This is a genomic window from Variovorax sp. P1_H2 (assembly GCF_056405295.1).
Genome location: NZ_JBFUCJ010000056.1, coordinates 1 through 25,477, shown reverse-complemented (window position 1 = coordinate 25,477; position 25,477 = coordinate 1). Strand labels below are relative to the sequence as shown.

24 protein-coding genes and 1 pseudogene are annotated in these 25,477 nt (G+C 69.0%); 14 read left to right on the top strand and 11 right to left on the bottom strand.

The features are described 5' to 3' along the window. Positions 1-5: 5 nt before the first annotated feature. Positions 6-1,427 carry a DUF2252 domain-containing protein gene (locus AC1D2E_RS19395; RefSeq protein WP_478198900.1) on the top strand — a complete coding sequence of 474 codons (1,422 nt, stop codon included), beginning with the start codon at positions 6-8 and terminating at the stop codon, positions 1,425-1,427. Positions 1,428-1,433: 6 nt separating this feature from the next. Here the strand turns inward: AC1D2E_RS19395 and AC1D2E_RS19390 are convergent, their stop codons facing one another. The 3 genes and pseudogenes from AC1D2E_RS19390 to AC1D2E_RS19380 all read right to left on the bottom strand — a co-directional run bounded on the left by AC1D2E_RS19390 (position 1,434) and on the right by AC1D2E_RS19380 (position 3,052). Beyond that, positions 1,434-1,724 (bottom strand): hypothetical protein, encoded by a 291-nt coding sequence (locus tag AC1D2E_RS19390; protein WP_478198916.1) that lies wholly within the window; start codon positions 1,722-1,724, stop codon positions 1,434-1,436. 40 nt (positions 1,725-1,764) lie between these two features. Beyond that, positions 1,765-2,046: pseudogene (locus tag AC1D2E_RS19385) on the bottom strand (MarC family protein); the annotation flags it as partial. 160 nt (positions 2,047-2,206) lie between these two features. Then, positions 2,207-3,052 carry a universal stress protein gene (locus AC1D2E_RS19380; RefSeq protein ID WP_478198899.1) on the bottom strand — a complete coding sequence of 282 codons (846 nt, stop codon included), beginning with the start codon at positions 3,050-3,052 and terminating at the stop codon, positions 2,207-2,209. Positions 3,053-3,152: 100 nt separating this feature from the next. Here AC1D2E_RS19380 and AC1D2E_RS19375 point away from each other — a divergent pair, with 100 nt between their 5' ends. Beyond that, a complete protein-coding gene (locus AC1D2E_RS19375; protein ID WP_478198898.1) occupies positions 3,153-3,647 on the top strand; it encodes a low molecular weight phosphatase family protein in 495 nt (164 codons plus the stop codon). Positions 3,648-3,667: 20 nt separating this feature from the next. On the opposite strand, the gene ald is transcribed toward AC1D2E_RS19375, so the two are convergent. Further along, positions 3,668-4,783 carry an alanine dehydrogenase gene (gene ald, locus AC1D2E_RS19370; RefSeq protein WP_478198897.1) on the bottom strand — a complete coding sequence of 372 codons (1,116 nt, stop codon included), beginning with the start codon at positions 4,781-4,783 and terminating at the stop codon, positions 3,668-3,670. Positions 4,784-4,977: 194 nt separating this feature from the next. On the opposite strand from ald, the gene AC1D2E_RS19365 reads away from it, so the two are divergent. Next, complete coding sequence (locus AC1D2E_RS19365) at positions 4,978-5,262, top strand: hypothetical protein (protein WP_478198896.1); 285 nt, start codon at positions 4,978-4,980, stop codon at positions 5,260-5,262. 33 nt (positions 5,263-5,295) lie between these two features. Here AC1D2E_RS19365 and AC1D2E_RS19360 read toward each other — a convergent pair whose 3' ends face one another. Continuing rightward, positions 5,296-6,849 carry a class I adenylate-forming enzyme family protein gene (locus tag AC1D2E_RS19360; RefSeq protein ID WP_478198895.1) on the bottom strand — a complete coding sequence of 518 codons (1,554 nt, stop codon included), beginning with the start codon at positions 6,847-6,849 and terminating at the stop codon, positions 5,296-5,298. A 139-nt stretch (positions 6,850-6,988) separates the two neighbouring features. On the opposite strand from AC1D2E_RS19360, the gene AC1D2E_RS19355 reads away from it, so the two are divergent. The 10 genes from AC1D2E_RS19355 (at position 6,989) to AC1D2E_RS19310 (ending at position 18,761) form a co-directional block, all read left to right on the top strand. After that, a complete protein-coding gene (locus AC1D2E_RS19355) occupies positions 6,989-8,164 on the top strand; it encodes an acyl-CoA dehydrogenase family protein (protein WP_478198894.1) in 1,176 nt (391 codons plus the stop codon). 19 nt (positions 8,165-8,183) lie between these two features. Beyond that, positions 8,184-8,993 carry a TIGR03084 family metal-binding protein gene (locus AC1D2E_RS19350; protein WP_478198893.1) on the top strand — a complete coding sequence of 270 codons (810 nt, stop codon included), beginning with the start codon at positions 8,184-8,186 and terminating at the stop codon, positions 8,991-8,993. Then, on the top strand, positions 8,990-9,859 hold the full coding sequence (locus AC1D2E_RS19345) for a phosphatidylglycerol lysyltransferase domain-containing protein (protein WP_478198892.1): 870 nt from the start codon (positions 8,990-8,992) through the stop codon (positions 9,857-9,859). Before AC1D2E_RS19350 ends, AC1D2E_RS19345 begins: the two co-directional genes overlap by 4 nt. A 438-nt stretch (positions 9,860-10,297) precedes the next feature. After that, positions 10,298-11,917: an acyl-CoA carboxylase subunit beta gene (locus AC1D2E_RS19340; protein ID WP_478198891.1), complete on the top strand. Its 1,620-nt coding sequence runs from the start codon at positions 10,298-10,300 to the stop codon at positions 11,915-11,917. Between the two features lie 13 nt (positions 11,918-11,930). Next, a complete protein-coding gene (locus AC1D2E_RS19335) occupies positions 11,931-13,925 on the top strand; it encodes an acetyl/propionyl/methylcrotonyl-CoA carboxylase subunit alpha (protein WP_478198890.1) in 1,995 nt (664 codons plus the stop codon). Positions 13,926-14,069: 144 nt separating this feature from the next. Continuing rightward, positions 14,070-14,852, top strand: a complete 783-nt coding sequence (locus tag AC1D2E_RS19330) for an enoyl-CoA hydratase/isomerase family protein (RefSeq protein WP_478198889.1) — start codon at positions 14,070-14,072, stop codon at positions 14,850-14,852. Continuing rightward, positions 14,837-16,402, top strand: a complete 1,566-nt coding sequence (locus tag AC1D2E_RS19325) for an acyl-CoA synthetase (RefSeq protein ID WP_478198888.1) — start codon at positions 14,837-14,839, stop codon at positions 16,400-16,402. Before AC1D2E_RS19330 ends, AC1D2E_RS19325 begins: the two co-directional genes overlap by 16 nt. Position 16,403: 1 nt before the next feature. Next, positions 16,404-17,015 (top strand): methyltransferase domain-containing protein, encoded by a 612-nt coding sequence (locus tag AC1D2E_RS19320; protein WP_478198887.1) that lies wholly within the window; start codon positions 16,404-16,406, stop codon positions 17,013-17,015. Positions 17,016-17,085: 70 nt separating this feature from the next. Further along, complete coding sequence (locus tag AC1D2E_RS19315) at positions 17,086-17,940, top strand: helix-turn-helix transcriptional regulator (RefSeq protein ID WP_478198886.1); 855 nt, start codon at positions 17,086-17,088, stop codon at positions 17,938-17,940. Positions 17,941-17,957: 17 nt separating this feature from the next. Further along, positions 17,958-18,761: an SDR family oxidoreductase gene (locus AC1D2E_RS19310; protein WP_478198885.1), complete on the top strand. Its 804-nt coding sequence runs from the start codon at positions 17,958-17,960 to the stop codon at positions 18,759-18,761. Positions 18,762-18,771: 10 nt separating this feature from the next. Here AC1D2E_RS19310 and AC1D2E_RS19305 read toward each other — a convergent pair whose 3' ends face one another. The 6 genes from AC1D2E_RS19305 to AC1D2E_RS19280 all read right to left on the bottom strand — a co-directional run bounded on the left by AC1D2E_RS19305 (position 18,772) and on the right by AC1D2E_RS19280 (position 24,421). Beyond that, a complete protein-coding gene (locus tag AC1D2E_RS19305; protein ID WP_478198884.1) occupies positions 18,772-19,620 on the bottom strand; it encodes an intradiol ring-cleavage dioxygenase in 849 nt (282 codons plus the stop codon). A 124-nt stretch (positions 19,621-19,744) separates the two neighbouring features. Beyond that, positions 19,745-20,425: a DUF2894 domain-containing protein gene (locus tag AC1D2E_RS19300; RefSeq protein ID WP_478198883.1), complete on the bottom strand. Its 681-nt coding sequence runs from the start codon at positions 20,423-20,425 to the stop codon at positions 19,745-19,747. Further along, positions 20,418-21,068 (bottom strand): OmpA family protein, encoded by a 651-nt coding sequence (locus tag AC1D2E_RS19295; protein WP_478177025.1) that lies wholly within the window; start codon positions 21,066-21,068, stop codon positions 20,418-20,420. Before AC1D2E_RS19295 ends, AC1D2E_RS19300 begins: the two co-directional genes overlap by 8 nt. After that, positions 21,065-23,155, bottom strand: coding sequence for a DUF802 domain-containing protein (locus AC1D2E_RS19290; protein WP_478198882.1), 2,091 nt, complete (start codon positions 23,153-23,155; stop codon positions 21,065-21,067). The genes AC1D2E_RS19295 and AC1D2E_RS19290 overlap by 4 nt, the downstream gene beginning before the upstream one ends. Positions 23,156-23,171: 16 nt before the next feature. Continuing rightward, a complete protein-coding gene (locus AC1D2E_RS19285) occupies positions 23,172-23,834 on the bottom strand; it encodes a DUF3348 domain-containing protein (protein WP_478198881.1) in 663 nt (220 codons plus the stop codon). A 269-nt stretch (positions 23,835-24,103) separates the two neighbouring features. Continuing rightward, on the bottom strand, positions 24,104-24,421 hold the full coding sequence (locus AC1D2E_RS19280; RefSeq protein ID WP_478198880.1) for a hypothetical protein: 318 nt from the start codon (positions 24,419-24,421) through the stop codon (positions 24,104-24,106). 222 nt (positions 24,422-24,643) lie between these two features. On the opposite strand from AC1D2E_RS19280, the gene AC1D2E_RS19275 reads away from it, so the two are divergent. Continuing rightward, a partial coding sequence (locus AC1D2E_RS19275) for a DnaJ C-terminal domain-containing protein (RefSeq protein ID WP_478198879.1) occupies positions 24,644-25,477 on the top strand: 834 nt, incomplete at its 3' end.

Sequence of the window (25,477 nt, the reverse complement as noted above, 5' to 3'; positions counted from 1 at the left end):
CGGGTATGGCCAAAACCAGCAAGAACGGACGCGCGAACGCATCGAATCCAGCGGAGACGCCCTACGAATCCGCCGAGCAACGGCGCGCCAAGGGAAAGGCGCTGCGCGACAAGGTGCCGCGCGTGTCGCATGCGGGCTGGAAGGCGCCGAAGGGCCGGCGCGATCCGGTCGCGCTCCTGCTCGAGACCAACGAGGGCCGCATGGAGAACCTGGTCCCGATCCGTTTCGGGCGCATGTCCGCGTCGCCGTTCGCCTTCTACCGCGGCTCCGCCGCGCTGATGGCCGCGGACCTCGGCGGCACGCCGAACAGCGGGATCCGGGTGCAGGCCTGCGGCGATGCCCACCTGATGAACTTCGGCGGCTTCGCGACGCCGGAGCGCAATGTCATCTTCGACATCAACGACCTCGACGAAACGCTGCCGGCCCCCTGGGAGTGGGACCTCAAGCGCCTGGCCGCGAGCGTGGTGATCGCGGCCCAGCATCTGCGGCTTCCCGACAGCGACGCGGCGCGCGTGGTGACGGACGTGGCGCGCGAGTATCGCGAACGAATGGCCAATTACGCGTCGATGCGGGCCCTCGACGTCTGGTACGACAAGATCGATCTGCAGCGCTACGCGGATCGTTCGGGCGATCCGGCCGTCCTGCAGGAGGTGCGCAAGCGGCTGGCCGAGCGGATCGAAACGGAACGGCGCAAGACCGTGCCCGACCACCTGTACCCGAAGCTGGTCTCGCAGGAGGGGACAAGGCCCAGGATCAAGGACGAGCCTCCCCTGATCTTCCATCCGACGGCCGAGATGGCCCCGGGCCTCAAGTCGGGGTATGCCGAGGTGATCGCCTCCTACCGCGAAACCCTGCCCGAGCACACGCGCACGCTGTTCGACCGCTTCCATTTCTTCGACTTGGCGTTCAAGGTGGTCGGCGTGGGCAGCGTCGGCACGACGTGTGCCGTCGCGCTGTTCATGGCGGCGGACGACGACCCGCTGTTCCTGCAGGTGAAGGAGGCGCGCCCCTCGGTGCTCGAGCCCTATGCGGGGAAGAGCATCCATCCCAACAACGGCCAGCGCGTCGTGGTGGGGCAGCGCGTCATGCAGGCGGCCAGCGACGTTTTCCTCGGATGGACCCAGAACATGAACGGCCGCGATTTCTATGTCCGCCAGCTGCGCGACATGAAGATGTCGGCGGTCATCGAGGACTGGGACACGGCCCTGCTTCGGCAATACAGCCGCATGTGCGCCCATGCGCTGGCGCGCGCCCATGCCCGCTCCGGCGACGCCGCGATGATCTCCGGCTACATGGGCTCGGGGCAGACCTTCGACGATGCCATCGGCGAGTTCTCGGTCGAATACTGCGACCAGAACCGCAGCGACTACCGGGCGTTCGTGCAGGCGATCCGGGAGAAGCGCTTCGAGGTCATCGTCGAAGGCTAGGGCCACTCACATGAGGCCCAGTGCCTTGAGCGAGTTGTTGATGATCTGGAGTCCGAGCGCGACCTGAACAATCCCGAGCACGGCACCCAGGACCGGCAGCACCACGACCAGGACCGACAGGATATGCCGGGTCATGAGCATGAACAACAGATTGATCCCCATGATCGCCAGCATGATGACGCCGATCGTCAGACGGCCCCGATCGTCCGGGCTCAATGCCAGGAACACGACCAGCGCCGCGATCCCGTACGGCGTGACGATCGCCGGAAAGGCCAGCGGCGTCAGCGCGGTCTTCATGGAGGGCGTCGTCGCTGTGCGAGGCCGGCGGCAGGAACTGCTGGAGGATGTTGATCAGGGCCACCAGAAGCAGGATCAGCCCCCCGGAGAGGGCCAGCACGGGCAACGGAATTCCGTAGCTGCTCAGGATGCCCTCTCCGAGGAAGGCCGCGACCAGCAGCGCCAGGCTCGCGTAGAGCGTCGCCCACAGGGCGATGCGACGCGTCAACCCGGGATCCACTCCCCTCGTGGCGCTCGCGAACGGCCCGATGATCTTGAAGGGCCCGAGCATCAGGAACAGGAACGTGAAGACCTGCTTCACGGGAAAGCGCCTCGACGTCATCTGGTCCGTGATGGCCTCGGCTGCCGATGCCGTGGCCGGACGGGTCAGGCACCATGCGCCCAGGAGCAGCGCCGCGACCAGGAGCCAACGATTGCCGTGCGGCCGAAGGCCTCGCTCGCGGCCTGGAGTCGATCGGTCGGGGATCATCCGGCGTCCTCGATCAGGGCGCCATCAGCACCGGCACCTTCATGCGCGTGAGGATTTCCTGCACGACGCCGCCAAGCACCATCTCGCGCAGGCGGGTGCGCTCGTAGCCGCCCATCACGACAAGGTCGATGTCCTCTTGCGGCGGACGCGACCGCAAGGCGTCCGCGAGGCCCATGGTGCGAGGGTGCTGGATGGCTTCGGCCCGGATTCCGTAGCGTTGCAGCCAGGCGAGGGTCCTCGGCACCGGCAACGTGCCGGCGCCCGGGGCGCGGTTCTCCCTGAGCGGGGAAATCAGGCTGATGCTCGAGGCACGGGAGAGCAACGGCGTCAGCCCGCGAAGTGCCATCGCCGACTCCCGCGTGCCTTCCCACGCGACCAGCAGATGCTTGCCGACCGATGCAGAGATCCGCTCGCAGGGAACGATGAGGACGGGCCGCTCCGCCTGGAGCGCGAGCTGTTCGGGCAGGCATCCGTGGCACGTGGCTTCCGAGTTGTCGCGGTCCACCTGGCCGACGACGACCAGCTCGCCGGCGCGGCCGCAACGGGCAATGGCTTCGGGCGATGCACTGTCGATCCGGCGAAGGTCGAAGGACAAGGGACCGGACATCCTGATGCGCTCCCTGAAGTCATGTTCGATCGCCTTCGATGCCGCGCTGCCGTCGCGGTGGCCCGTCGGCAGGAGACCGATCAGGTGGCTGCCCTGGGCCCGGGCGAGCGAAGCCGCCAAATCGACGCGAACTGCGCATTGCCTCGAGCTGTCGAGATGCACAAGGATGGTTCTGAATTCCACGGACGTCCGTTCGAATGCGAATGGACCATCTTCGGTCGCGGGATGGCCGCTGCCCTTGACGAAGATCAATCGCCACCGAGCCTCCGGGCCCGCCCTGGGGTCAGCGCTCTTGCGGACATTGCCTGCGCCGCTCTACGCTGTTCACATCGTTCGTTGCGTTCAGGTTTCAATGGCAAAGCGCATTGCAGTGATCTTCGTCTCGCGCCGCAATTCCTTGCGCAGCATCCTTGCCCAGGCTTGTCTTGCCCACCTCGGAGGAGATGGTTTTTCCGTCACCTCGTGCGGCCAACCCGGGGATGTCAGTGCCGCGATTCATCCCGCCGCGGTTGGCGCCCTCGCCAGCGCGAGCATCCCGGTTCCGCCTATATCGCCCCACAGCTGGGTCGATCTGGCGAGGGCAGGCGCGCCTCGGGCGGATTTCGTCATCACGCTCGACGAGGCGACACTGCCGGTGCAGCCCCGGTGGCCGGGCCAACCCGACGCTGCCTTGTGGGACTTTCCGGATATTGCCGCACTCGGCAATCCCGAAGAAACCGCCCACGCGGCGATCCAGATGCTGTACGCGTTGCGCCGTCGATTGGAACTGCTGATCAGCCTGACGCTGCATCGGGCAGATCGGGCCGCGATTCGCTCCGACATTCGCGACCTCGCGTACCTGCGGTAGCGCTGCAGCATGGGCCGGCGTCAGGCGAGAAGGCCGGAGGCGTCCACGTAGTCGCGTCCGAGGCTGCGCGCGACGGCTTCGTGCGTCACGTGGCCGTGCACGACGTTGAGCCCGTCTCGCAGATGCGGGTCGTCGATGGCAGCGCGCTTCCAGCCCTTGTCGGCGATCTCCAGGGCGTGCCCGAGGGTTGCGTTGTTGAGCGCGAACGTGGATGTGCGCGGGACCGCGCCGGGCATGTTGTCGACGCAATAGTGGATGACGCCGTCGACGATGAACGTGGGGTCGGAGTGCGTCGTTGCATGCGAAGTCTCGAAACACCCGCCCTGGTCGATGGCGACATCCACGACGACCGCTCCTTTCTTCATGCCGGCCACCATTTGCCGCGTCACCAGCCTGGGCGCGGCGGCGCCTGGAATGAGGACGCCGCCGATGACCAGATCGGCGCCGGCGATGCGCGCTTCCACCACGTGCGTCGTCGAGTACGCGGTCTCCACGCGATTGCCGAAGATCAGGTCGAGGGACCGAAGTCGATCGATGTTGCGGTCGAGGATCGTGACCCGCGCCCCGAGGCCGACGGCCATCTGTACGGCGTTCGTTCCGACCACGCCCGCGCCCAGGATCACGACATGGGCGGGCGGCACGCCGGGCACGCCGCCGAGCAGGAGCCCCAGGCCGCCCTTGGACTTTTCGAGATAGGCGGCGCCGGCCTGGATCGCCATGCGCCCCGCCACCTCGCTCATCGGGGCCAGCAGCGGCAGGCCGCCGCCGGGACCGGTGATGGTCTCGTAGGCGATGCAGACGGCGCCGGACTTCACCAGGGCCGCCGTCTGGACGGGGTCCGGCGCCAGGTGGAGGTAGGCGTAGAGGATCTGGCCTTCACGCAGCAGCAGGCATTCCGCAGGCTGCGGTTCCTTGACCTTGATGATCATTTCCGCCCAGGCATAGACCTCTTCGGCGCTTGGCGCCAATGCCGCGCCGGCCTGCCGGTACTGCGCGTCGTCGAGACCGATCTCGATTCCGGCACCGGATTGCACCAGCAGCGCATGCCCGTGCGCCCGCAACTCGTTGACGCCCGATGGCGTCAGGCCGACGCGGTACTCGTTGTCCTTGATCTCTTTCGGTACGCCGATGCGCATGATCGAACTCCATGGCCGAGGTCCTGCCGCCCATTGTGGCTCGCCGCATGGCGTTCGCGCGCGAGGCCCGATTCGAACTGTATGCGCATGCAGTATTCCTTCTCGCATAGCGCTTCCGGCGCCTTCGCAATCCCGGCGACCGCCCTACACTGGCCCTCGAGAAAATGAGAACCAATTTCGTATATGGAGGTGTCATGGAGCCGTTCACACAGGATGCCGCCCAGTTGAGGGCCGCGGCAACAAGGGCGGATGCGCTGGCCAGGCGGGCGCAGCGGGCAGCGGACGAGGCGTTCCGGCTGTTTCTCAAGAACGATGGCGCTGCGTCGCCCGATCAAGCGGTGGACGCGGCGAAGGCGAGCGCCAGAGCAGCGCAGGCGGCATGGCGCAACTACGTGAAGCACATTGCCCGGTACGGCAGCGGCGGGCCGACCGCGCCCCCGCAGGGGTCGGATGCAGCCCAGCCGGCGCCGCCACGTTGATTGCGCGTCCGTGAGGCCGGGAGAGGCTTGCGCTCAGTCGCTAGCCTCCGTCCGCAACTGCGCCTTGTGGATCTTTCCCGCCGGCGTCATCGGCAGCGTGTTGCGCAGCACCATCTGGCGCGGCATCTTGTAGTCGGCGATGCGCCCGGCGCAGTAGGCCAGCAACTCGGCCGCCTCCAGCGAGCGCCCCTCCTTGGGCACCACGAAGTAGCGGCCGACCTCGCCGAGCACCGGGTCCGGCACGCCGATGCCGGCCACCATCAGTACGTCGGGATGGGTGGCGATCAGCGCCTCGACCTCGGCCGGATAGACGTTGAAGCCGCCCTGGATGTACATGTCCTTCATGCGGCCCTTGAGCGTGATGAAGCCGCGCGGGTCGATCATTCCGAGGTCGCCGGTGTGCAGCCAGCCGCCGGCGAAGGCCGTTGATCCTGCCGCTGCACCGATGTAGTCGCGCACCACGCCCAGCCCGCGAAAGCGCAGCTCGCCGATCTCGCCGGGCGGCAGCAGGCGGCCATCGGGCGCGATGGCCTGCACCTCGACGCCCTGCAAGGGCTGGCCGATGGCCTGCATCAGGTCAGCGTCGGCACAGCCGGCCGGCGACATCACGAGCGCACCGGACGCTTCCGAGAGGCCGTAGAGGTTCATGAGCGTCGCCTTCGGCATGCGCGCCTGCAGGTGCGCAAGCAGCGTCTGGTCGACGTTCGAGCCACCGGTGATGATGAGCCGTACGCTGCCGAGATCGACCGATGCCGAATCCGGGTGCATCAGCAGCAGCGTCAGCATGGTCGGAACGCCGACCAGGATCGCCGGCGGATGCCGGCCGATCATGTCGAGCACCGTCTTGGCCTTGAAGGCCGGCACCAGCTCGCAGCGGCCGCCCGCCAGCAGCTGCGACAGGATGCCGCAGGTGATTCCGCCGACATGGTTGAACGGGTTGGCCAGCTGCAGCAGCTCGCCGGGCCGTACCTGGGTGTGCTGCGCCTGCCCCCAGGCCGAGGCCAGCAGGCTGGCATGCGTGAGCGCGCAGCCCTTGGGCCGGCCGGTGGTGCCCGAGGTGTAGATCACCATCGCGAGGTCGTCGGCCCGCACGTCGGCCGAAGCGGACTCCACCTGCCCATCGGCATCCTGCCGTGCCATCCCGGAGAAGCGCTCGCCGTCGATCGGCAGCACATGGCGCAAAGCGGGCAGCCGCTGCGCCAGCCGCTCGAACATCGCGAGGCAGTCGAAGTCGTCGGCCCGGCTCAGGGTGAACACCGCCTGGCATCGACTGTCGGCCAGCATGTATTCGATCTCGGCATCCCGGTAGCGCGCGCTCAGCGCGACCACCGCCACGCCGATGCGCGAGGCCGCGAAGAAGAGCTGCAGCCACTCGATCTGGTTGTGCGAGAGCAGGGCGATGCGGTCGCCGCGCCGCAGCCCCATGGCCAGCAGGCCGGCGGCCAGTCGGCGGGAAGCCTCGGCGGTCTGCCCGAAGGTGAAGGCGCGCTCGCCGTCGATATAGGCGGCGACGTCCGGGTGGGCGCGTGCAGCGCGGTCGAGCGCGGCGAACAGGGTCAGATCGGGATCGGGTCCGAGGGGCGGCATGGCAACTTCCAGGAGAGTCGATGCCGCCAGCGTAGGGCGCTCGGGCTTGCGTGGCTTGCGTCTACCGGCTGCCGCGCAGCCAGTCGGCGCAAGACCGCCAGTCGGCGCGCGGCTAGTCTCGCACCAGTCAGGAGAAACGATGGAATTCCTCGAGGCCCCCCCGCTGCCTTTCTACTTCACGCCCGAGCACGAGCAGTTCCGTGCCGGCCTGCGCGCGTTCATCTCGCGCGAGATCACGCCCTTCGTCGCCGAGTGGGACGAGGCCGAGACCTTTCCGCGCGAGCTCTATGCGCGCGCTGCATCGCTCGGCGTGCAGGGCCTGGGCTATCCCGAGGCCTACGGCGGCACGCCGGCCGACGTGTTCTTCCAGCTCGTCGTCGCCGAGGAGTTCGCGCGCTGCGGCGGCGGCGGGCTGCAGGCCTCGTTGAATTCGCACAGCATCGCGCTGCCGCCGATCCTTCATGCGGGCAGCGAGGAACTCAAGCAGCGCGTGATCCCGCCGGTGCTGGCCGGCGAGAAGATCGCCGCGCTGGCGGTCACCGAGCCCTCGGGCGGCTCCGACGTGGCGGCGCTCAGGACCACGGCGGTGCGCGATGGCGACCACTACGTCGTCAATGGCGAGAAGACCTTCATCACCTCGGGCATGCGGGCCGACTTCATCACCACCGCGGTGCGCACCGACCCGGCCATCAGGGGCGCCGGCGGCATCTCGGTGCTGCTGATCGAGGGCGACACCCCGGGCCTCACGCGCACGGCGCTCAAGAAGATGGGCTGGTGGAGTTCCGACACCGCGCACCTGCGCTTCGACAACTGCCGGGTGCCGGTCGCCAACCTGGTCGGCGTCGAGAACAAGGGCTTCAAGTCCTTCATGAACAACTTCAACACCGAGCGATTGTTCATGTCGGCATCGGCCTGCGGCTTCGCCGAGGTCTGCCTGAAGGAAGCGGTCGACTGGACGCGCCAGCGAATCTCCTTCGGCATGCCGTTGTCGGAGCGCCAGGTGGTGCGCCACAAGCTCATGGACATGACGCTGCGCATCGATGCCTCACGCACGCTGGTCTACGACCTGGCCTACCGCATCGAGCACAAGCTGGCCGATCCGGCGCGGCTGGTGGCGCGCGTCTGCCTGGCCAAGGTGCAGGCCACGCAGGCGATGCAGTTCTGCGCCGACCAGGCGGTGCAGCTGCTGGGCGGCATGGGCTACATGCGCGGCACGCAGAGCGAGCGCATCTACCGCGAAGTCAAGGTCATGATGATCGGCGGCGGCTCCGAGGAGATCATGAAGGACCTCGCGGCCCGGCAGCTGGGCCTTTGACACCAACCCCGGAATCACGATGAAGGACACCGCCGACGACCTGCAGGCCGAGTACCGCGCGCTCGCCGATCTCTGCCGCACGCTGACGCCCGCGCAATGGCGCCTCGAGAGCGACTTCTACCGCTGGACGCCGTGGGACGAGATCGCGCACCTCTGCTATTTCGACGAGACGGCGACCCTCTCGGCGACCGATGCCGAGGGCTTCGCGCGCGACACCGCGGCGCTGACGGCCGTGCTCGCTACCGGCAAGGAGATCAGCGCCATTGCGCGCGAGAAGTACGGCCAGCTCGACGGCGCCGCGCTGCTCGCGCATTGGGAGCCGATCGCGAGGCGGCTGGCCGATCTGCTGGCCGCGCTCGACCCCAAGGCACGGCTGCCCTGGTACGGGCCGAGCATGAGCGCGCGCTCCTTCGCGTCGGCGCGGCTGATGGAAACCTGGGCCCACGGGCAGGACGTGTGGGACGTGGTCGGCCGTGGGCGCCCCGGCACCGCGCGGCTCAAGCACATCGCCCACATCGGTGTCACCACCTTCGGCTGGAGCTTCGTCAACCGCAAGCTGCCGGTGCCGGCGGTGGTTCCATTCATCGAGCTCGATGCACCGGGCGGGGATCACTGGCGCTGGGGCGACCCGGCTTCGCCCGAATTCGTGCGCGGCAGCGCGCTCGACTTCTGCCTGCTGGTGACCCAGCGGCGCAACCTGGCCGACACCGAGCTGCGCTACAGCAATGGCTCGGCACGCGAATGGCTCTCGATCGCGCAGTGCTTTGCGGGGCCGCCGGCCGATGCGCCTGTGCCCGGCGTGCGCAAGGTGGCCCGAGCGAGGGCATGAATGGCTTGCCGCTCACGCTGGCGCTGCAGCGACCGATAGAGGCGGCCCTGGCGCGGCTGCGCGAGGGCAGCTCGGAGCGATGCCTGTCGGACCACGCCTTCTCGAACCTCTATCTCTTTCGCAAGGCGCACGACTACCGCTTCTTGCCAGGCGACTGGCCCTGCATCTCGGGCCGGGCCTACGACGGTGCGCGGCACCTGATGCCGCTGTTCGCGTTGCATGAGGCGCCGCCCGAGGTGCTGCGCAAGCTGCTCGAAGGCCACGACTGCCTGTACCCGATCGCGCAGCATCACGCCGAAAGGCTCTCGCCGTCGCAGTTCCGCCAGTGGAGTTCAGCCGACGACGCCGACTACCTGTTCGAGGCCCGGCAGTTCACCGACTATCCGGGCCGGGCGCTGGCCAGGAAGCGCAACCAGGTGCGGCAGTTGCTGACCGGCTGCACGCCGCGCGGCCTTCCTTTCGGCGCCGGCACGGCCGATGCCGCGCGGCAGGTGCTGCGGGGCTGGATGGCGCAGAAGGGCAAGGCCCAGGGCGAGGCCGACGAGTCCGCCTGCCTCGAGGCCATTGCCGAGGCCTCGACCTTCGGCCTCGAAGGCTTCATGCATTTCGCGGGCGACCAGCCTGTGGGCTTCGTGCTGGCGCAGGAGCTTCAGCCCGGTGTCTTCGTGATGCGCTTCGCCAAGGGGCTGGACAGGCACGTCGGCATCTATTCCTACATGTTCCAGCACTTCTGCCGCAGCTTCGCGCGTCCGGTGCGATGGCTCAACTTCGAGCAGGACATGGGGCTGCCTGGATTCCGGCGCAGTAAGCGCTCCTACGGCCCCGCGGCGCTGATCCCGAAGCTGCGGGTCGCGCTGCGGGAGTGAGGCGCAGGGCCTGTTCACAGCGGGCTCTCACACCCGATCACGTTTTTGACGTGACGACGCAGTATATCTAGCGGGTGCATCGAACGGAGCCTTAGAAGCGAAGGGTGCAACCCCGCCTGTTCCACGGCGGCGGGCGGCATGCGCTGGGTCGGCCGTTGAGGCGCCGCCGAGCAGCGCAGCGGAACGCGGATCAGGGCTCGCGACTGTTTGAGCCGAAGGCGAGTTTGAGCGAGACCCCGCGTACCGCGAGCAGCGCAGGGAAGCCCGAAGGGCCGGTGACGTCGGCCGGCTCAGCGCATGCCGCCCGCCGCCGCGCCGCCGCGACAACGCAGGACCGCGCCAGCGCAGCGAGTTTGCGCAAGACTGCGGCCCGGTCGATGCCTAAGCTTGCCGCACACACACACCGGAACCCCGCTCCAGCGCAGCGGGCAAGCGCACATGGCAACCATCGAATCGACCATCTCCCCCGGCAGCGAGGCCTTCCGGGCCAACCGCGACGGCATGCTCGCGCTGATCGAGCGCGTGCACGCCTGCGAGCGGCGCAGCGTCGCCACCTCGGCCAAGTCGCGCGAGCGCTTCGAGAAGCGCGGCCAGCTGCTGCCGCGCGAGCGCCTGTCGCTGCTGCTCGACCCGGGCACGCCCTTCCTGGAGATCTCCTCGCTGGCCGGCCTCGGGCTGGACAACCCGGACCTCGAGAAAAGCGTGCCGGGCGGCGGGGTGATCGGCGGCATCGGCTGGGTCTCGGGCGTGCGCGTGATGGTCAACGCCTCGGATTCGGGCATCGACGCCGGCGCGCTGCAGCCGATGGGCATCCCCAAGCAACTGCGCCTGCAGGAACTGGCGCTCGAGAACAAGCTGCCCTACATCCAGCTGGTGGAGAGCGCGGGCGCCAACCTCATGACGTACAAGGTCGAGGAGTTCGTGACCGGCGGCAGCCTGTTTCGCAACCTCGCGCGCATCTCCGCGGCCGGACTGCCGGTGCTGACGGTCACGCACGGCTCGTCGACCGCGGGCGGCGCCTACCAGACCGGCCTGTCGGACTACATCGTGATGGTGCGCGGCCGCTCGCGGGCCTTTCTGGCGGGCCCGCCGCTGCTCATGGCCGCGACCGGCGAGATCGCGACCGAGGAAGAGCTGGGCGGTGCGGTCATGCACACCTCGATTTCGGGCCTGGGCGACTACCTGGCCGAGGACGACCGCGACGCGATCCGGATCGCGCGCGAGATCATGGCCCACATCGACTGGAACCGCGACCTGCCCGCAGAGCCGCTGCGCCGCTTCAAGCCGCCGCGCCACGACACCGAAGAACTGCTGGGCATCATGCCGATGGACCACAAGCGCCCGGTCGACATGAAGCAGGTGATCGCCCGCATCGCGGACGACTCCGAGTTCCTGGAGTTCGGCGAGAACTACGGCGGCGCCACCGTGGTCGGCCATATCAAGATCGAGGGGCTGCCGCTGGGCATCGTGACCAACAACGGACCCATCGACACCGCCGGCGCCACCAAGGCGACGCACTTCATCCAGGCCTGCTGCCAGTCGAAGACGCCGATCCTCTACCTCAACAACACGACCGGCTTCATGGTCGGGCGCGACCACGAGGAGGCCGGCATGATCAAGCATGGCTCGAAGATGATCCAGGCCGTGACCAACGCGACGGTGCCGCAGATCACGATCTACTGCGGCGCCTCCTTCGGCGCCGGAAACTACGGTATGTGCGGCCGTGGCTTCCATCCGCGCTTCTGCTTCTCGTGGCCCAACGCCAAGACCGCCGTGATGGGCGGCGAGCAGGCCGCCAAGACCATGGTCATCGTGACCGAGGCCGCCATGAAGCGAAAGGGCGAGGTCGACCAGGCCAAGCTCGACGAGATGGAGCGCCGCATCATCGAGCGCTTCGACAGCCAGATGAGCGTGTTCACCACCAGCGCGCGCTTGCTCGACGACGGCGTGATCGATCCGCGCGACACCCGCGCGGTGCTCTCGAAGGTGCTGTCGATCTGCCGCGACGCCGAGCTGCGCCAGCCGCAGAAGATGCAGTTCTCGGTGGCCCGGCCCTGAAGATGCCTTTGCCATGAAAGTACTGAGTTCCATGATGACGCCGTTCCACAAGATCCTCATTGCCAACCGCGGCGAGATCGCGCTGCGCGTGATCCGCAGCGCGCGCGCCATGGGCTACCGCACGGTGGCCGTCTACTCCACCGCCGACGCCGGCGCGCGCCACGTGCAGGAGGCCGACCAGGCGGTCTGCATCGGCGAGCCGCTGCCGGCGCAGTCCTATCTGCGCATCCCCGCCATCGTCGAGGCGGCGAAACTCAGCGGCGCCGACGCGGTGCATCCGGGCTACGGCTTCCTGGCCGAGAACGAGGACTTTGCACAGGCCTGCAAGGACGCCGGGCTGGTCTTCATCGGGCCCTCGGCCGAGGCCATCGTGTCGATGGGCAACAAGGCGGGCGCCAAGACGCTGATGCAGGCGGCCGGCGTGCCCTGCATCCCGGGCTATCAAGGCGAGGACCAGAGCGAAGCGCGGCTGGCCGAAGAGGCCGCGCGCATCGGTTTCCCGGTGATGATCAAGGCGACCGCGGGCGGCGGCGGCCGCGGCATGCGGCTGGTGCCTTCGGCGAAGGAGTTTCCCGAACTGCTGCGCAGTGCGCGCTCGGAGGCGCAGAGTGCCTTCGGCGACCCGGAGGTGATCCTCGAACGTGCCATCGTCGAGCCGCGCCACATCGAGATCCAGATCTTCGCGGACCGCTACGGCCACGCGATCCACCTGGGCGAGCGCGATTGCTCGGTGCAGCGGCGGCACCAGAAGCTGATCGAGGAGGCGCCGTCACCCGCGGTCGATGCCGCCTTGCGCGAGCGCATGGGCGCGACCGCGGTGGCGGCGGTCAAGGCGATCCGCTACGAGGGTGCGGGCACGCTCGAATTCCTGCTCGACCGTGAAGGCAACTTCTACTTCATGGAGATGAACACGCGGCTGCAGGTCGAGCACCCGGTGACCGAGGCCGTGACCGGCCTCGACCTGGTCGAACTGCAACTGCGCGTGGCCGCCGGAGAGCCCTTGCCGCTGACGCAGGAGCAGGTGCGTTACGAAGGCCATGCGATCGAGGTGCGCTTGTGCGCCGAGGATGCCGACCACGGCTTCATGCCGCAGAGCGGCACGGTGGCGCTGTGGAAGATGCCGACGCAATTGCGGGTCGAGGACGCGCTGCGCTCGGGCGCCGAGATCCCGCCGTATTACGACTCGATGATCGCCAAGATCATCAGCCATGGCCGCACGCGCGACGAGGCGCGGCGCAAGCTCGCGGCGGGACTGGAGGACGCGGTGGCGCTGGGTGTCACCACCAATCAGGCCTTCCTGCGCAGTTGCCTGGCGCATCCGGTGTTCGCTGCGGGCGGTGCCACGACGGCCTTCATCGGACAGTACCAGGATGCGCTGCTGGCGCCCGACGAAGAGGCACGCGAGCGTGCCGCGGCGCTGGCCGCCGTGCTGCTCTGCGAGACCACCGGCGAGCGGCGGCAGCGCGCCGCGGGCCGCCGGCTCACGCACCGGCTGCCGATCTCGCTGCGCTTCGAGATCGCGGGCCGGGCGCGGAACGCCAGCCTGACCTTGCCGCGACAGCACCACTTCGAGGTCGAGCTCGGCGAGCGCAGCTTCGCGATCGACCTCGTGGCTTTGGGCGACGACACGGTGCGCTTCGTGTGCGATGGCCTGCAGGAGCACGCCACGTGGTTCCGCGACGGTGAATTCCTGCTGTTGCAGTACCGCGGACTGGCGCTTCGCATCGAAGACAAGACCCGCGCTGCCTCGGCGCGGCAGGGTGAATCGGGCGGCGACGGCAAGCTGCGCGCGTCGATGAACGGTCGCGTGGTGGCGGTGCTGGCGGCGGTCGGCGACATGGTCCAGGCGGGGCAGCCGATCGTCACGCTGGAGGCGATGAAGATGGAGCACGTGCACACGGCGCCGGTGGCGGGTCGGTTGACGGCCATGCATGTTTCGAATGGGGAGCAGGTGGCGGCGAGTCGTGTGGTCGCGGAGATCGAAGTGGTCGTGGTTGCGTCCGCCTGAAGGGGAGCTTCTGGTGAGATTGCTTTCCCTTCGAAGGGCGCCCGGCACGCGGTGCGGGCCAGTCGACCCCACGACGCCGGCCGGCCCAGGGCATACCGCCCGCCATCGCCGCCAACATCCATGCCAAAGAACAAGGAGACATCAATGACCGAACCCAACCCGCCCGTGCTGCACGAAAAGCGCGACAGAGCCTTCTGGATCACCATCAACCGGCCCGACAAGCGCAACGCGATCAACAAGGACGTGGTCGAAGGCATCCGCGAGGGATACCGCCGTGCCCATGCCGATCCCGAGGTGCGCGTGATCGTCCTCACCGCGGCCGGCGACAAGGCCTTCTGCGCGGGTGGCGACCTGCAGCCGGGCGCGGGCTTCGCCTTCGATCTCTCGCGGCCCAACATCGACTACGCCGACATGCTGCGCGAGGCGCAGAACTCGACCTTGCCGAGCATCGCGCGCATCAACGGCGTGTGCATGGCCGGTGGCCTGGGCCTGCTGTGCATGACCGACATGGCGATCGCCGCCGACCATGTGCAGTTCGGCCTGCCCGAAGTCAAGATCGGCCTGTTCCCGATGCAGGTGCTGAGCCTGCTGCAGCGTATCGCGCCGCGCCGCACGGTGCGCGAATGGTGCCTGACGGGCGAGCCCTTCGATGCCGCCGAGGCGAAGGAGAGCGGGCTGCTCAACCATGTGGTGCCGGCCGCCGAACTCGACGCCAAGACCCAATGGCTGATCGATCGACTCGCCAACAAATCCCCGACCGCGATCCGCCGCGGCAAGTACGCGATGCGCGCGCTTGAAGCGATGTCCTTCGACGAAGGCATCGCCTACACCGAGAGCCAGATCGCGCTGCTCGCGATGACCGAGGACGCGAAGGAGGGGCTGGCGTCGTTCAACGAGAAGCGGAGGCCGACATGGACCGGGCGCTGACCGGCGCGCCGACCGACCGCGGCGCCCACGCGGTCGGGCTGCACGAGTGGTTCGCCCGTCGCGCTGGCAGGGTGCCGAAGCAGCCGGCGCTGAGCTGCGACGACGTGCGCTGGACCTACGGCGAACTGCAGCAGCGCATCGAGGCGATGTCGGCGGTGTTGGCCGCGGGCGGCGTTGCGGCCGGCGACCGCGTCGGCTACCTCGGCCTCAACGATCCGATGTTCGTCGTCGTGATGTTCGCGACCTCGCGTCTCGGCGGCGTCTTCGTGCCGCTCAACTTCCGCCTCAGCGGCCCTGAACTGGCCTACGTCATCGGCGACGCCGGCATCCACACGCTGGTCGCCGGCGAAGAGCATCTGCCCGTGATCGACGGCGTGCGCGGCACGCTGGCCTGCCAGCGATTCATCCACCGGGCCGGCGGTGCACCGGGCTGGGAGCCTGCCGACGCGCTGATGGCGCAGGCCGCGACGCCACCCGCCGCGGTGCCGGCCACCGCCGATGCGGTCGCCATCATCATGTACACCTCGGGCACCACCGGGCACCCGAAGGGCGCGATGCTCACGCACGGCAACTTCTGGGCCAACAACCTCAACGAGATGCTGTTGTGGGACATGGTGTCGACCGACGTCACGCTCAACTTCGCGCCGATGTTCCATGTCGGCGGCCTGCTGTGCGGCAGCCTCTCGACGCTGCTGGCGGGCGGGCACCTGGTGCTGCAGCGCGGCTTCGACGTCGCGGCGGTGCTGCAGGCGGTGCGCGAGCACCGCATCACGGTCAGCTTCGCGGTGCCGGCGATGCTGCTCTTCATGAGCCAACATCCGGACTTCACCGAGGCCGACCTGAGCTCGCTGCGCCTGATCGCGGTCGGCGGCGCGCCGATGCCCGAGCCCCTCTTGCGCCTCTATGCGGCGCGCGGCGTGCCGGTGCACCAGGGTTACGGCATGACCGAGACGGCCTCGATGATCACCTTCCTGAGCCCCGACCGCGCGACCGACAAGCTGGGCTCCAGCGGCACGCCGCCGCTGCTGACCGAGATCCGGCTGATCGACGACGCCGGCGAAACCATCACCGAGCCCGGCGCGGCGGGCGAGGTCTGCGTGCGCGGCGCCAACGTCATGGCCGGCTACTGGAAGCAGCCCGAGGCCACAGCGGCGGTGTTCACGCGCGACGGCTGGTTCCGCAGCGGCGATGTGGGCTATCGCGACGCCGAGGGCTTTCTGTTCATCTGCGACCGGCTCAAGGACATGGTGATCAGCGGCGGCGAGAACATCTACCCGGCCGAGGTCGAGAGCGTGCTCTACGACCACCCCGACATCGCCGAGGTGGCCGTGATCGGCGCGCCCGACGAACGCTGGGGCGAGCGCGTCGTCGCGGTGGTCGCCACCAAGCCGGGCAGGGCGATCACGCTCGAAGGCTTGCAGGCCTTCGCCGAGACGCGGCTCGCGCGCTACAAGCTGCCGCGCGAGCTGCGGCTGGTCGACGCGCTGCCGCGCAATCCGACCGGCAAGGTGCTGAAGGCGAAGCTGCGCAAGCCGGAAGCGGGAGCCTGAGATGGCCGGTCCCGACGCCGCCTTCTGGCAGGCCCGCTTCGAGACCGGCGCCACGCCGTGGGACCGCGGCGCCGCGAGCCCGCAGTTGCTGCGTTGGCGCGACGCCGGCGCTTTCCCGGCCGGCAGCCGCGTGCTGGTGCCGGGCTGCGGCAGCGGCTGGGAGCTGGTCGAACTGGCGGCCGCCGGCGCGGCCGTGACCGGCATCGACTATGCGGCCGCGGCGGTTGAGCGCAGCGCGAAGCGGCTGGCCGAGCGCGGCTTGAACGCCAGCGTGCTGCAGGCCGACGTGCTGCAGTGGTCGCCGCCGCAGCCGGTCGACACGGTCTACGAGCAGACCTGCCTGTGCGCGTTGCATCCCGATCACTGGACCGACTACGCCGACCAGCTGCATGCCTGGCTCAAGCCGGGCGGCCGGCTGCTGGCGCTGTTCATGCAGGCCCCGGCGGCCGGTGCGCCGGACGGCTACATCACCGGGCCGCCCTACCACTGCGACATCCATGCCATGCGCGCGCTGTTCCCGGCGTCGCGCTGGTCCTGGCCCAAGCCGCCGTACGAGCGCGTCGCTCATCCGCTGGGCGCGCACGAACTGGCGGTGGTGCTCACCCGCCTCTGATGCAGAAGGACACCCGATGGACTTCAGCCATTCGGAATCGACACGACAGAACACAAGCAAGGAGACACGCATGCACATCGAACTCGAATCTTCCGCATCCTCGATCGCCGTGCGCGGCCATGCGCCCGTGCGGCAGGAGCCGCTGATGTGGCTCAACGCCGATCGCGTGCTGTACGTCGGCCTGCTCGGCGAGCCCTCGGTGCGCACCTTCGGCGCCTATTCGATCTATGTGTCGTTGAGCAAGCCGCACCGCATCAGCGTCGCCGGTGGCGCGTGGCAGGAGGCCGAGGTGTCGGTGGTCCCGCCCTACGTGCCGCATCGGATCGCATCGTGCGAACGCATGATCTGCAACATCCTGATCGAGGCCGACAGCGTGGCGCACGGCCGGCTGCCGTCCTTCATCGCGCAGGGCCGCGGCGATGTGCGCGACGACGATGTGTCGCAGGGGCTGCGCGCCGCGCTCGAGCGCTTCCGTTGCAGCGGCACCCGGCAGTTCCCGCAGACCGCGGATTTCGACCGCAGCTTCTTCGGCGAGGCGCTGGCGCCGCGCGCCATCGACCGCCGCATCCGCGCGACGCTGGCGCGCATCAAGGACGACCCCAACAGCCACACCTCGGCGCAGGACTGCGCCGACGCCTCGCACCTGTCGGTGTCGCGCTTCCTGCACCTGTTCAAGGCCGAGGTGGGCACGCCGTTCCGCAGCTTCCGGACCTGGCAGCGGGCCCGCAGCGTGCTCTATTACGTGACCCAGAACGCCAACCTCGCGAACATCGCGCTCGATGTCGGCTACCCCGACTCCACCCACTTCAGCCACTCGATCCGGCAGGTCTACGGCCTGACGCCGAAGTCGATCTTCGCGGGCAGCCGCCGGCTCGAGCTCTACGGCCGGGCGGCTGCGGGCTCGCCGCGCTATCAGTTCGCCTGATTCTTCCTCAAGGACTTATGCAAGTAGATTTCGATTTCACCGGCAAGCACGTGGTGGTGTTCGGCGGCACCACGGGCATCAACTTCGGCATCGCGCGTGCCTTCGCGCGCCAGGGCGCCAGGCTCACGGTGGCCAGCCGCAAGCCCGAGAACGTGGAGGCGGCAGTTGCCGAACTGCGCAGCCACGGCGGAGAAGTGCACGGCGTGAGCGCCGACGTGCGCGACTTCGACGCGGTGGGCCGCGCCTTGCAGGAGTCCGTCGACCGCTTCGGCGCCATCGACGTGCTGGTGTCGGGCGCCGCCGGCAACTTCCTGTGCGAGGCCAGGGACATGTCGTCCAACGGCTTCAAGGTGGTGGTCGACATCGACCTGGTCGGCAGCTTCCACGTGCTGCGGCAGGCGCATGCGCACCTGCGCAAGCCCGGCGCGTCGGTGATCAACATCACGGCGCCGCAGTCCTTCGTGCCGATGCGCTACCAGGCCCACGCCTGCGCCGCCAAGGCCGGCGTCGACCAACTCATGCGCGTGCTGGCGCTCGAGTGGGGCGGGGAAGGCGTGCGCATCAATTCGATCTCGCCGGGTCCGATCGACGGCACCGAGGGCTTCCGCAAGCTGATGGCGCCGTCGGCCGCGGCGCGCGACGCGGCGCAGAACGCGGTGCCGCTGAAGCGCTTCGGCACGCTCGACGACATCGCCAACCTGGCGCTGTTCCTGGCTTCGCCCTTTGCGGGCTACATCTCGGGTGCGCTGATTCCGTGCGATGGCGGCGCAGCGGTCGAGAGCGTCAAGCCGGCACTGGAGTCCGCGGGCGCGTCGCTCTAGAGGGGACCGTTCACGCTGTTTCCGGGCACCAGCGCGCGGGTGCGCGCCCGGCCTTCGAGCGCCGGGGGATGCGGCGGCGGCCCCTCGGGGCCGCGCCCCCCCGGCCGCGTTCGCCCGGTGCGGGCGGCCGTTCGGCGACAGGCCTGGCCGCCGGGTCCACCACCAGGGTCAGGCTGGCGACATAGGCCCTGGCTTCCTCGCGGACGCTGCCGTGCACGGTCGGGCCGGCCTGCAGCGCGATGCCGTCGTTGCTGTTGAGCGTGTCGCGCAGGCTGGCGCGCCGGTAGTCCGGCAGCTGGGTGTACAGGAACTCGCTCAGCGCATCGGGCAGGAAGAACTGCGAGGTGAGCACCTCGTGCGCGCCGCCGAAGACCTTGAAATGGACGTGCGTCGTGCGCCCGCGGTACCAGCCGGGATAGATGGTCGAGAACGCGGCGACGCCGTGCGCATCGGTGCGCTGCGATCCGCGCAGGAAGGTCTCGCCCACGGTGGAGAGCTGGCGATCCTCGCCCTGGCCGGCATAGCCCGAGTAGGTGCCCTGCGCGTCGCAATGCCAGACGTCGACGCGGGCGTCGCGCCAAGGCCTGCGGTCGAGGCCCAGCACCGTGAAGCGGACCTCCAGCGGCACGCCCTGCCGACCTTCGGTGATGTCCGAGCGGAACTTGCCGGCATCGAAGTAGTAGGGGCCTTCGGTGGCGGCCGCGGTCAGCGGCAGCGGGCCGGCACCGGCAGGTGCGGCGGTCGCGGCCGTCGCGGCGCGCGAGCCGCCGCCGAGCGTGGCGGCCAGTCCGGAGAGCAGCACGCCGCGGCGCGAGCTGCGAAAGGTGTTCGGGGCGATCGTTGGCACGGAGTTGTTCATGGCGGGATGTGGCGGTGGCGCACCGCTTCGGCCCTCCATGCTGCCCGGACATTGTTGATAAAAATGGGAGAAGGCCGAGCGTCCATCCACGCCAGGGCGACGGCCCGCGGCGCATCGCGGGCGCTCAGCCCTTCTTGCCGTCGCCGGCCGCGGCCGCGTTCCGCCGGGTCTTGCGGGTGCCTTCGGTGCGCGGGCCTTCCGTGCCCGGCGCGCTGCTGCCGTCCGTCGCCTGATCGAGCCACAGCAAGGCATCGACATAGGACATGAACCGGTTCAGGTAGTCGGGCGACAGGTCGCGCATCAAGGTCAGCGACCGATGCACGAGGTGGTGCGAGTTGAGCGGGCCCGCGTTCTCCGGCATCTTCGCGAGCGACTGCGTGAGCCGCCGATCGGCGCTGAGCTTCGACCAGGTGCTTCGGAAGTAGCTCAGCGTCTTCAGTTCGGACGAGGAGGGCGCGAGCCCGGACATGGCATCGCGTGCCGTCGCGCCGGTCCCGGGGGGGACCGCATGCCGGGCGGCATGGTCGACCAGCGCCGCCAGCGGCCCGCGACGCGGCGGCACCTTGCCTGGCTGCCCGGCGCCGTCGCCTTTCGCGCCGGGCGCCTGCGCGAGCGCGTCGCCGTAGGCCGCAAGCAGCCGGGCCAGCCTGGCGTCGAGAATGCGCCGCGCGTCGCCGCCATGGGCCGCGGCCCGCCGGGCCAGCGCCTCGATGAAACGAAAGCGCACCGGATCGAAGCGATGATCGCCGCGCGCCCGCCAGGCCTCGAGCATCGCGCCGCTGTCGTCTGCCGGGTCGCTACTCACGGGGCTTCGCACCGGCGTTGGACGGCCTCGGCGTGGGCGACATCTCCACGCGGCGGTTCCGGGACCGGCCCTCGGCATCGGCGTTGGACGCCACCGCCTGCCCGGCACCGAAGGCCGCGGCGAACACGGAGGACGAGGGAATGCCTTCCTCGACCATCGCCCGGGTCACGGTCAGGGCCCGCTGGGCCGACAGCTCCCAGTTGTCGGCGAAGCGGCGCGCGCCTTCGCGCATCTGCCGGTCGTCGGTGAACCCGCTCACCATCAGGATCTCGTCGCGGGCCTGGAGATAGGCGGCCAGCGGCGCCGCCAGGCTTCTCAGCAGCTGCCGGCCTTCGGGCTGCAGGTCGGCCGAGTTGAAGGCGAACAGCACACTGCCGCTGATGCCGATGCGGCCGTTGTTCAGCGTCACGCGGCCCGCGGCCAGGGGCCCGGCCAGGGCCTGCTCGAGCGTCTGCAGCCGCTGGGCCGCCGCCTGCCGCTGCTTGACCTCGGCTTCGAGCCGGGTCGCGAGGTCCAGCTGCATGCCGAGCACGCACACCAGGATCAGCACGAAGGCGCCCAGCAGCCCGGACATCAGGTCGCCGAAGACGGCCCAGACCGGCACCGTCGGCTCCAGGCCATCGTCGAGTTCCTCGGTCGTCACGCTACGCTGCCCTCGGCGGCGCGGCTGCTGGCGATCTGCTGCAGGTCCTCGACGATCTGCTTCTGCGACATGATGCTCAGGTCGATGACTTCCCGCGCCTGCGCCACGTAGTAGTCCAGCTGCTCGTCGCTGCGCGCGATGGCCTTGCCGAGCGCACCTTCGATGCGCTGCAGCTGTGCCACCAGCTTGTCGTTCGATTCGCTGAACAGCTGCACGCCGAAGCCGAAGGCTTCGCCCAGGCTCGCGACTTCGACCGCGCTGCCGGTGATCTGCGCGGCGACCTCGGCCATCTTCGCGGAATCGGCGTCGACCTTTTCCGTGAAGCGCGCGCCGACGCGGTCCAGCAGGTCCGCGGAGCTGCCGACCAGCGCATCGATCGCCGAGCGCTGCTCGGTGGAGGCGTGGTTCACGGCGCCGAGCAGGGTGTCCAGCGTTTCGAGGATGCGGCTGCGCTCTTCCAGCATCGCGTTGTCGCGCGCCATGCTGTCGGACAGTTTCTGTCGCAGCTCGGCGATCACCTCGGCCGCAGCCCGCGGGGCTTCGGAAGCGGCCTGCATCAGCCGGGCAATCTCGGCGATCGTGCTGCGTGCGTGCGCTTCCGTCTGCGCCGAAATCTCGCGGGCGGTGTCGGCCAGCGTCTTGCAGATCGCCTGCTGCTGGGCCTCGGTGCGCGCGCCGGCCTGCTGCCATTCCTGCTGCAGCGACACGGCCATCGATTCGAGGGCCTGGGTCCAGGCTGCCAGCCGCTGCTGGTCGCGCGAGGCCATCCCGGCCTGCAGGCCGGTATGCGCCTGCTCCACCGTGTGCAGCAGCGAGGCCGCATGCTGCTCGAAGCCGGCCGCTGCGGCCGACAAGGCACCCTGCGTGTCCTTCGCGAGCTTCTCGCTCGCGCGCTCCTGCAGCGCCAGCGCATCGCGCCAGCGGTCCGACAGGCTGCCGACCGTGCTTTCGAGCCGCGCCGAGACGCTGTCCACCAGCGAGGCCGAGCGCTGCTCGAAGGTCTGGGAGAACTGGTCGAGCGCGCCGCGCAGGGCGCCGGACTGCGCTTCGCTGGTGTGCTGCTGGGCGGCGAGCGCGTCCTGCCAGAGCGCCGACACGGTCGCGGTGCTGGCCTCGAAGCGGCTCGACAGCCCGTCGAGCTGGCGCTGCACGCCATGCTCGACCGTCTGGTGCAGGGCGGCGGCCTCGCGTGCGATCGCGGCCATGGTGGCTTCGACCACCGGCTGGATCGTCGCGCCGGCCGAGCGTGCGCTTTCGGTCAGGCTCTGTTCGAGGGAGCGGCCGACGGTCGCGGCGAGGCCGGCATAGGCCGCCTCGGCCTTGCCGTGGAAGTGGTCCTGGCTGGCGATCAGGCGCTCGTGCAGGGCCTGGCTCTGTCGTTCCATCGTCGCCATCATGGCCTGCAGCCGATCGACCAGCTCGGGCATCGCCTGGCCCTGCCGTTGCAGCAGCTTGAAGGATTCATCGCGCTGATGGGCCTGCGAGAAGACGCGCAGGAGGGTCGCGATCCGCGTGTCGAGCCGCTGCGCGGCCTGCAGCCGGTCGCGTCGGCACAAGGCCGAGACCAGGCCCAGCATCGCCGATGCGGCCACGCCCGCGAGCGAGGTGCCGAAGGCCAGCCCCAGGCCCTTGACCGGAGCGGCCAGGGAGCTGCGGATGGCCTGCAGGTCCGATGCGCTCTCGAGCGCGGTGCCGGTGCCACTCAGGGTGACCACCATGCCGACGAAGGTGCCCAGCATGCCCAGCAGCACCAGCAGGCCGGTCAGGTAGGGGGTCAGGGCCGGCCCGGGCAAGCCGACGCGCTCGCCCTCGATGCGCAGGCGCACCGCGTTCTGCAGCGACGGATGCAGTTGGTCGAGCCACTGGCCGAGGCTCGGCGGCGGTGCCGGCATGTCCGCCACGGCGTCTGCCAGGGTGGAGGTGGCCTGGTGGAAGCGATGCAGTTCGAGCGCGCCCATCAGGTAGAAGGCGGCGATCAGCAGCGTGATCGCCAGCGCCAGCGGGTTCGAGCCGATGTAGCCGGCACCGACCCAGCAGACGGCGGCGAGGCCGACGAGGAAGGCGGCGTATTGAAGAAATCTGGTCATGAAGGCCTGTCAGCGGTCAGCGCTTGCGAAGGGCATCGAGCAGCCCTTCGATCGGTTGCAATCGAATATCCAGTTCGGCGAGCAGCACGCCCTGCATGTCCTTGCAGAACACCTCCAGCCACGCGCCGGAGTCACCCCCTCCATCGCTCTCGTCCGGCGACCGAGCGGCCTGGTGCAGACGCTCGAAGTGCTTCTCGAGCAGTCCGGGCACGGTCGACAGCAGGCGGTGCTCCTGCGCACCCAGCACCTGCTCCATGACCACGTCCACGGCCGCCAGCCGGGCCATGGCGGGCGAACCGGCTGCCAGCTTGGCGCGCAGGCGGCCTCGCAGGGGGCCGATGGCCGTCTCCATGGCCTGTTGCCGGGCAAGGTAGCGCCGACGGTGCGATGCGAAGTCGGACGCGAAGGCGCCGCGTTCGGCGATGGCCTTCGCCAATGCCGATCGCACGCCGGCGCATTCGCGTTCTTCGGCACTGGCCGAAGAACGCGCCCGCGATGCGGCGAGCGCCGGACCGCCATCCAGCGCCGCGGACAGCGAGATGGCGTCGGTCCAACCGAACCATTGACTCAAGCGATCCGCGAAGCCTTGCCTGGATTCGGGGACGTTGATGTCGGTCAGTCGAGCGAGCAAGCGAACCAGCGCCGAGTCGGTGAAACCTGTGCGCCGTGACACTTGCACCTACTGGAAAAACCGAGCATTTTACATCGGTGATCCCGCCTGACCGAGCCGCCGCCCGCGGTCGAAACTTCGGCCGCAGGACCTCTTTGGAGGCCCGGATTTCTGCTATGCATTCCGGGGTCGTGGCGCGGGGTGGCGTCGTTTGCTGCTTTCGGAGGCATCGCGTTGCAGGCCCCGCCAGGCAACGATTCCGTTCGAAGCCAGTGCGGTTTTCCCCAAAGTTGTCCCCAGCAACCAGGGAAAACTGTGGCAGCAGGGGCGCTCTCGGACTAGTCCAGGGTGGCGTTCCGGTACTCGGCCAGCGTCGTGCGGCGGAACTCGGTCACCGGTATCAGCCGGTCACCCAGATCCTGAAAATGGGCGCGAATATAGGCTTGTTCGCGGACCCAGCATCCGCGTGACGTTCCGCCATCCCACAGGGTGAGGTAGCAGACACGGTGGGGTGCTGGGCATCCCTCTTCCGCATCGGTCAGCTGCAGCACCTGGTACGGRCTTCCGCCAGTCACAAATAGAACGCGTGGCTGCATGTCGCAGCCGAGAAGGATCGTGCAACCGGCGACGACTGCCATGATGGACGACGTCTTCATGCCTGACTTTCCAGGGGCGCTCGGGAAGACTAGATTTGAGCGCTTTGGTATTAACTGCGTCAACTCTAAAAAAGGGGTTGCCATGGGGGTTTCGGAGGCGCCATCGCATCGGATCCGAGTGGCACGCGGCTTGCAAGCCACACCCTCGGATAACATTCACGCTCGCAGGCCGCCGGCTCCATGGGCTTTCATGGACGGCTTCCCTGGACAAGGTCTTTTGAATTGGGCACCGAGAACGCTTTCGCCGAACTGGGCTTGGCACCTGACGCGACCGAGCGCGAGGTGAAGGCGGCATGGCGCCGCCTCGCCTCGCAATGGCATCCGGACCGCAACGACAGCGCCGGGGCCATTGCCAAGATGCAGCGCATCAACCAGGCCTTCGACGAGATTCGCCGCGCCGGATTCAGTGCCCCGGCAAACGCCGATGTCGACACCCCCGGCGCACCGGACGACGACGCCCCGGACGGATTCGGCGACGACCAGGCCGCCACGGCGTCCCGCGCGGCCGGCACCGAACGGCGGCGCCGGCCGCTGCACCGCAAGGTCAGGATGACGCTGGAGGAGGCGGCCGTCGGCTGCATCAAGGTGCTGCGGGGCAAGGTCACCGACATCTGCGCCACCTGCGCGGGTGCCGGGCACCAGGTGCTGGGTGGGAACTGTGCCCGGTGCGGGGGGTCGGGCGCGATGCCGAAGCGCTCCTTTTTCGGCTGGCCTTCCGGCGTGACCGAGTGCGAGGCGTGCCTCGGCGGCGGCATCGCGAGGCAGCCTTGCGCGGCCTGCGGCGGCCTCGGCAAGATGCAAGCGCGCGGCTACAAGATGAACGTGCGCATACCGCATGGCGTGCGCGATGGCGATCTGCTGCATGTCGACGCAAGGCGCGCGGGCGCCGAAGGCCCTCCCGCGGACATCGAGATTCGCGTCGAGGTGTCGGAGCACGCGTTCTTCAAGCTTGACGACGACGGCACCATTCGATGCGAGATGCCGGTCGACGGATTCGCATGGATCGCCAATCGGCAGGTCAGGGTGCCGACCGTCACAGGCTTCCAGGCCCTGCAG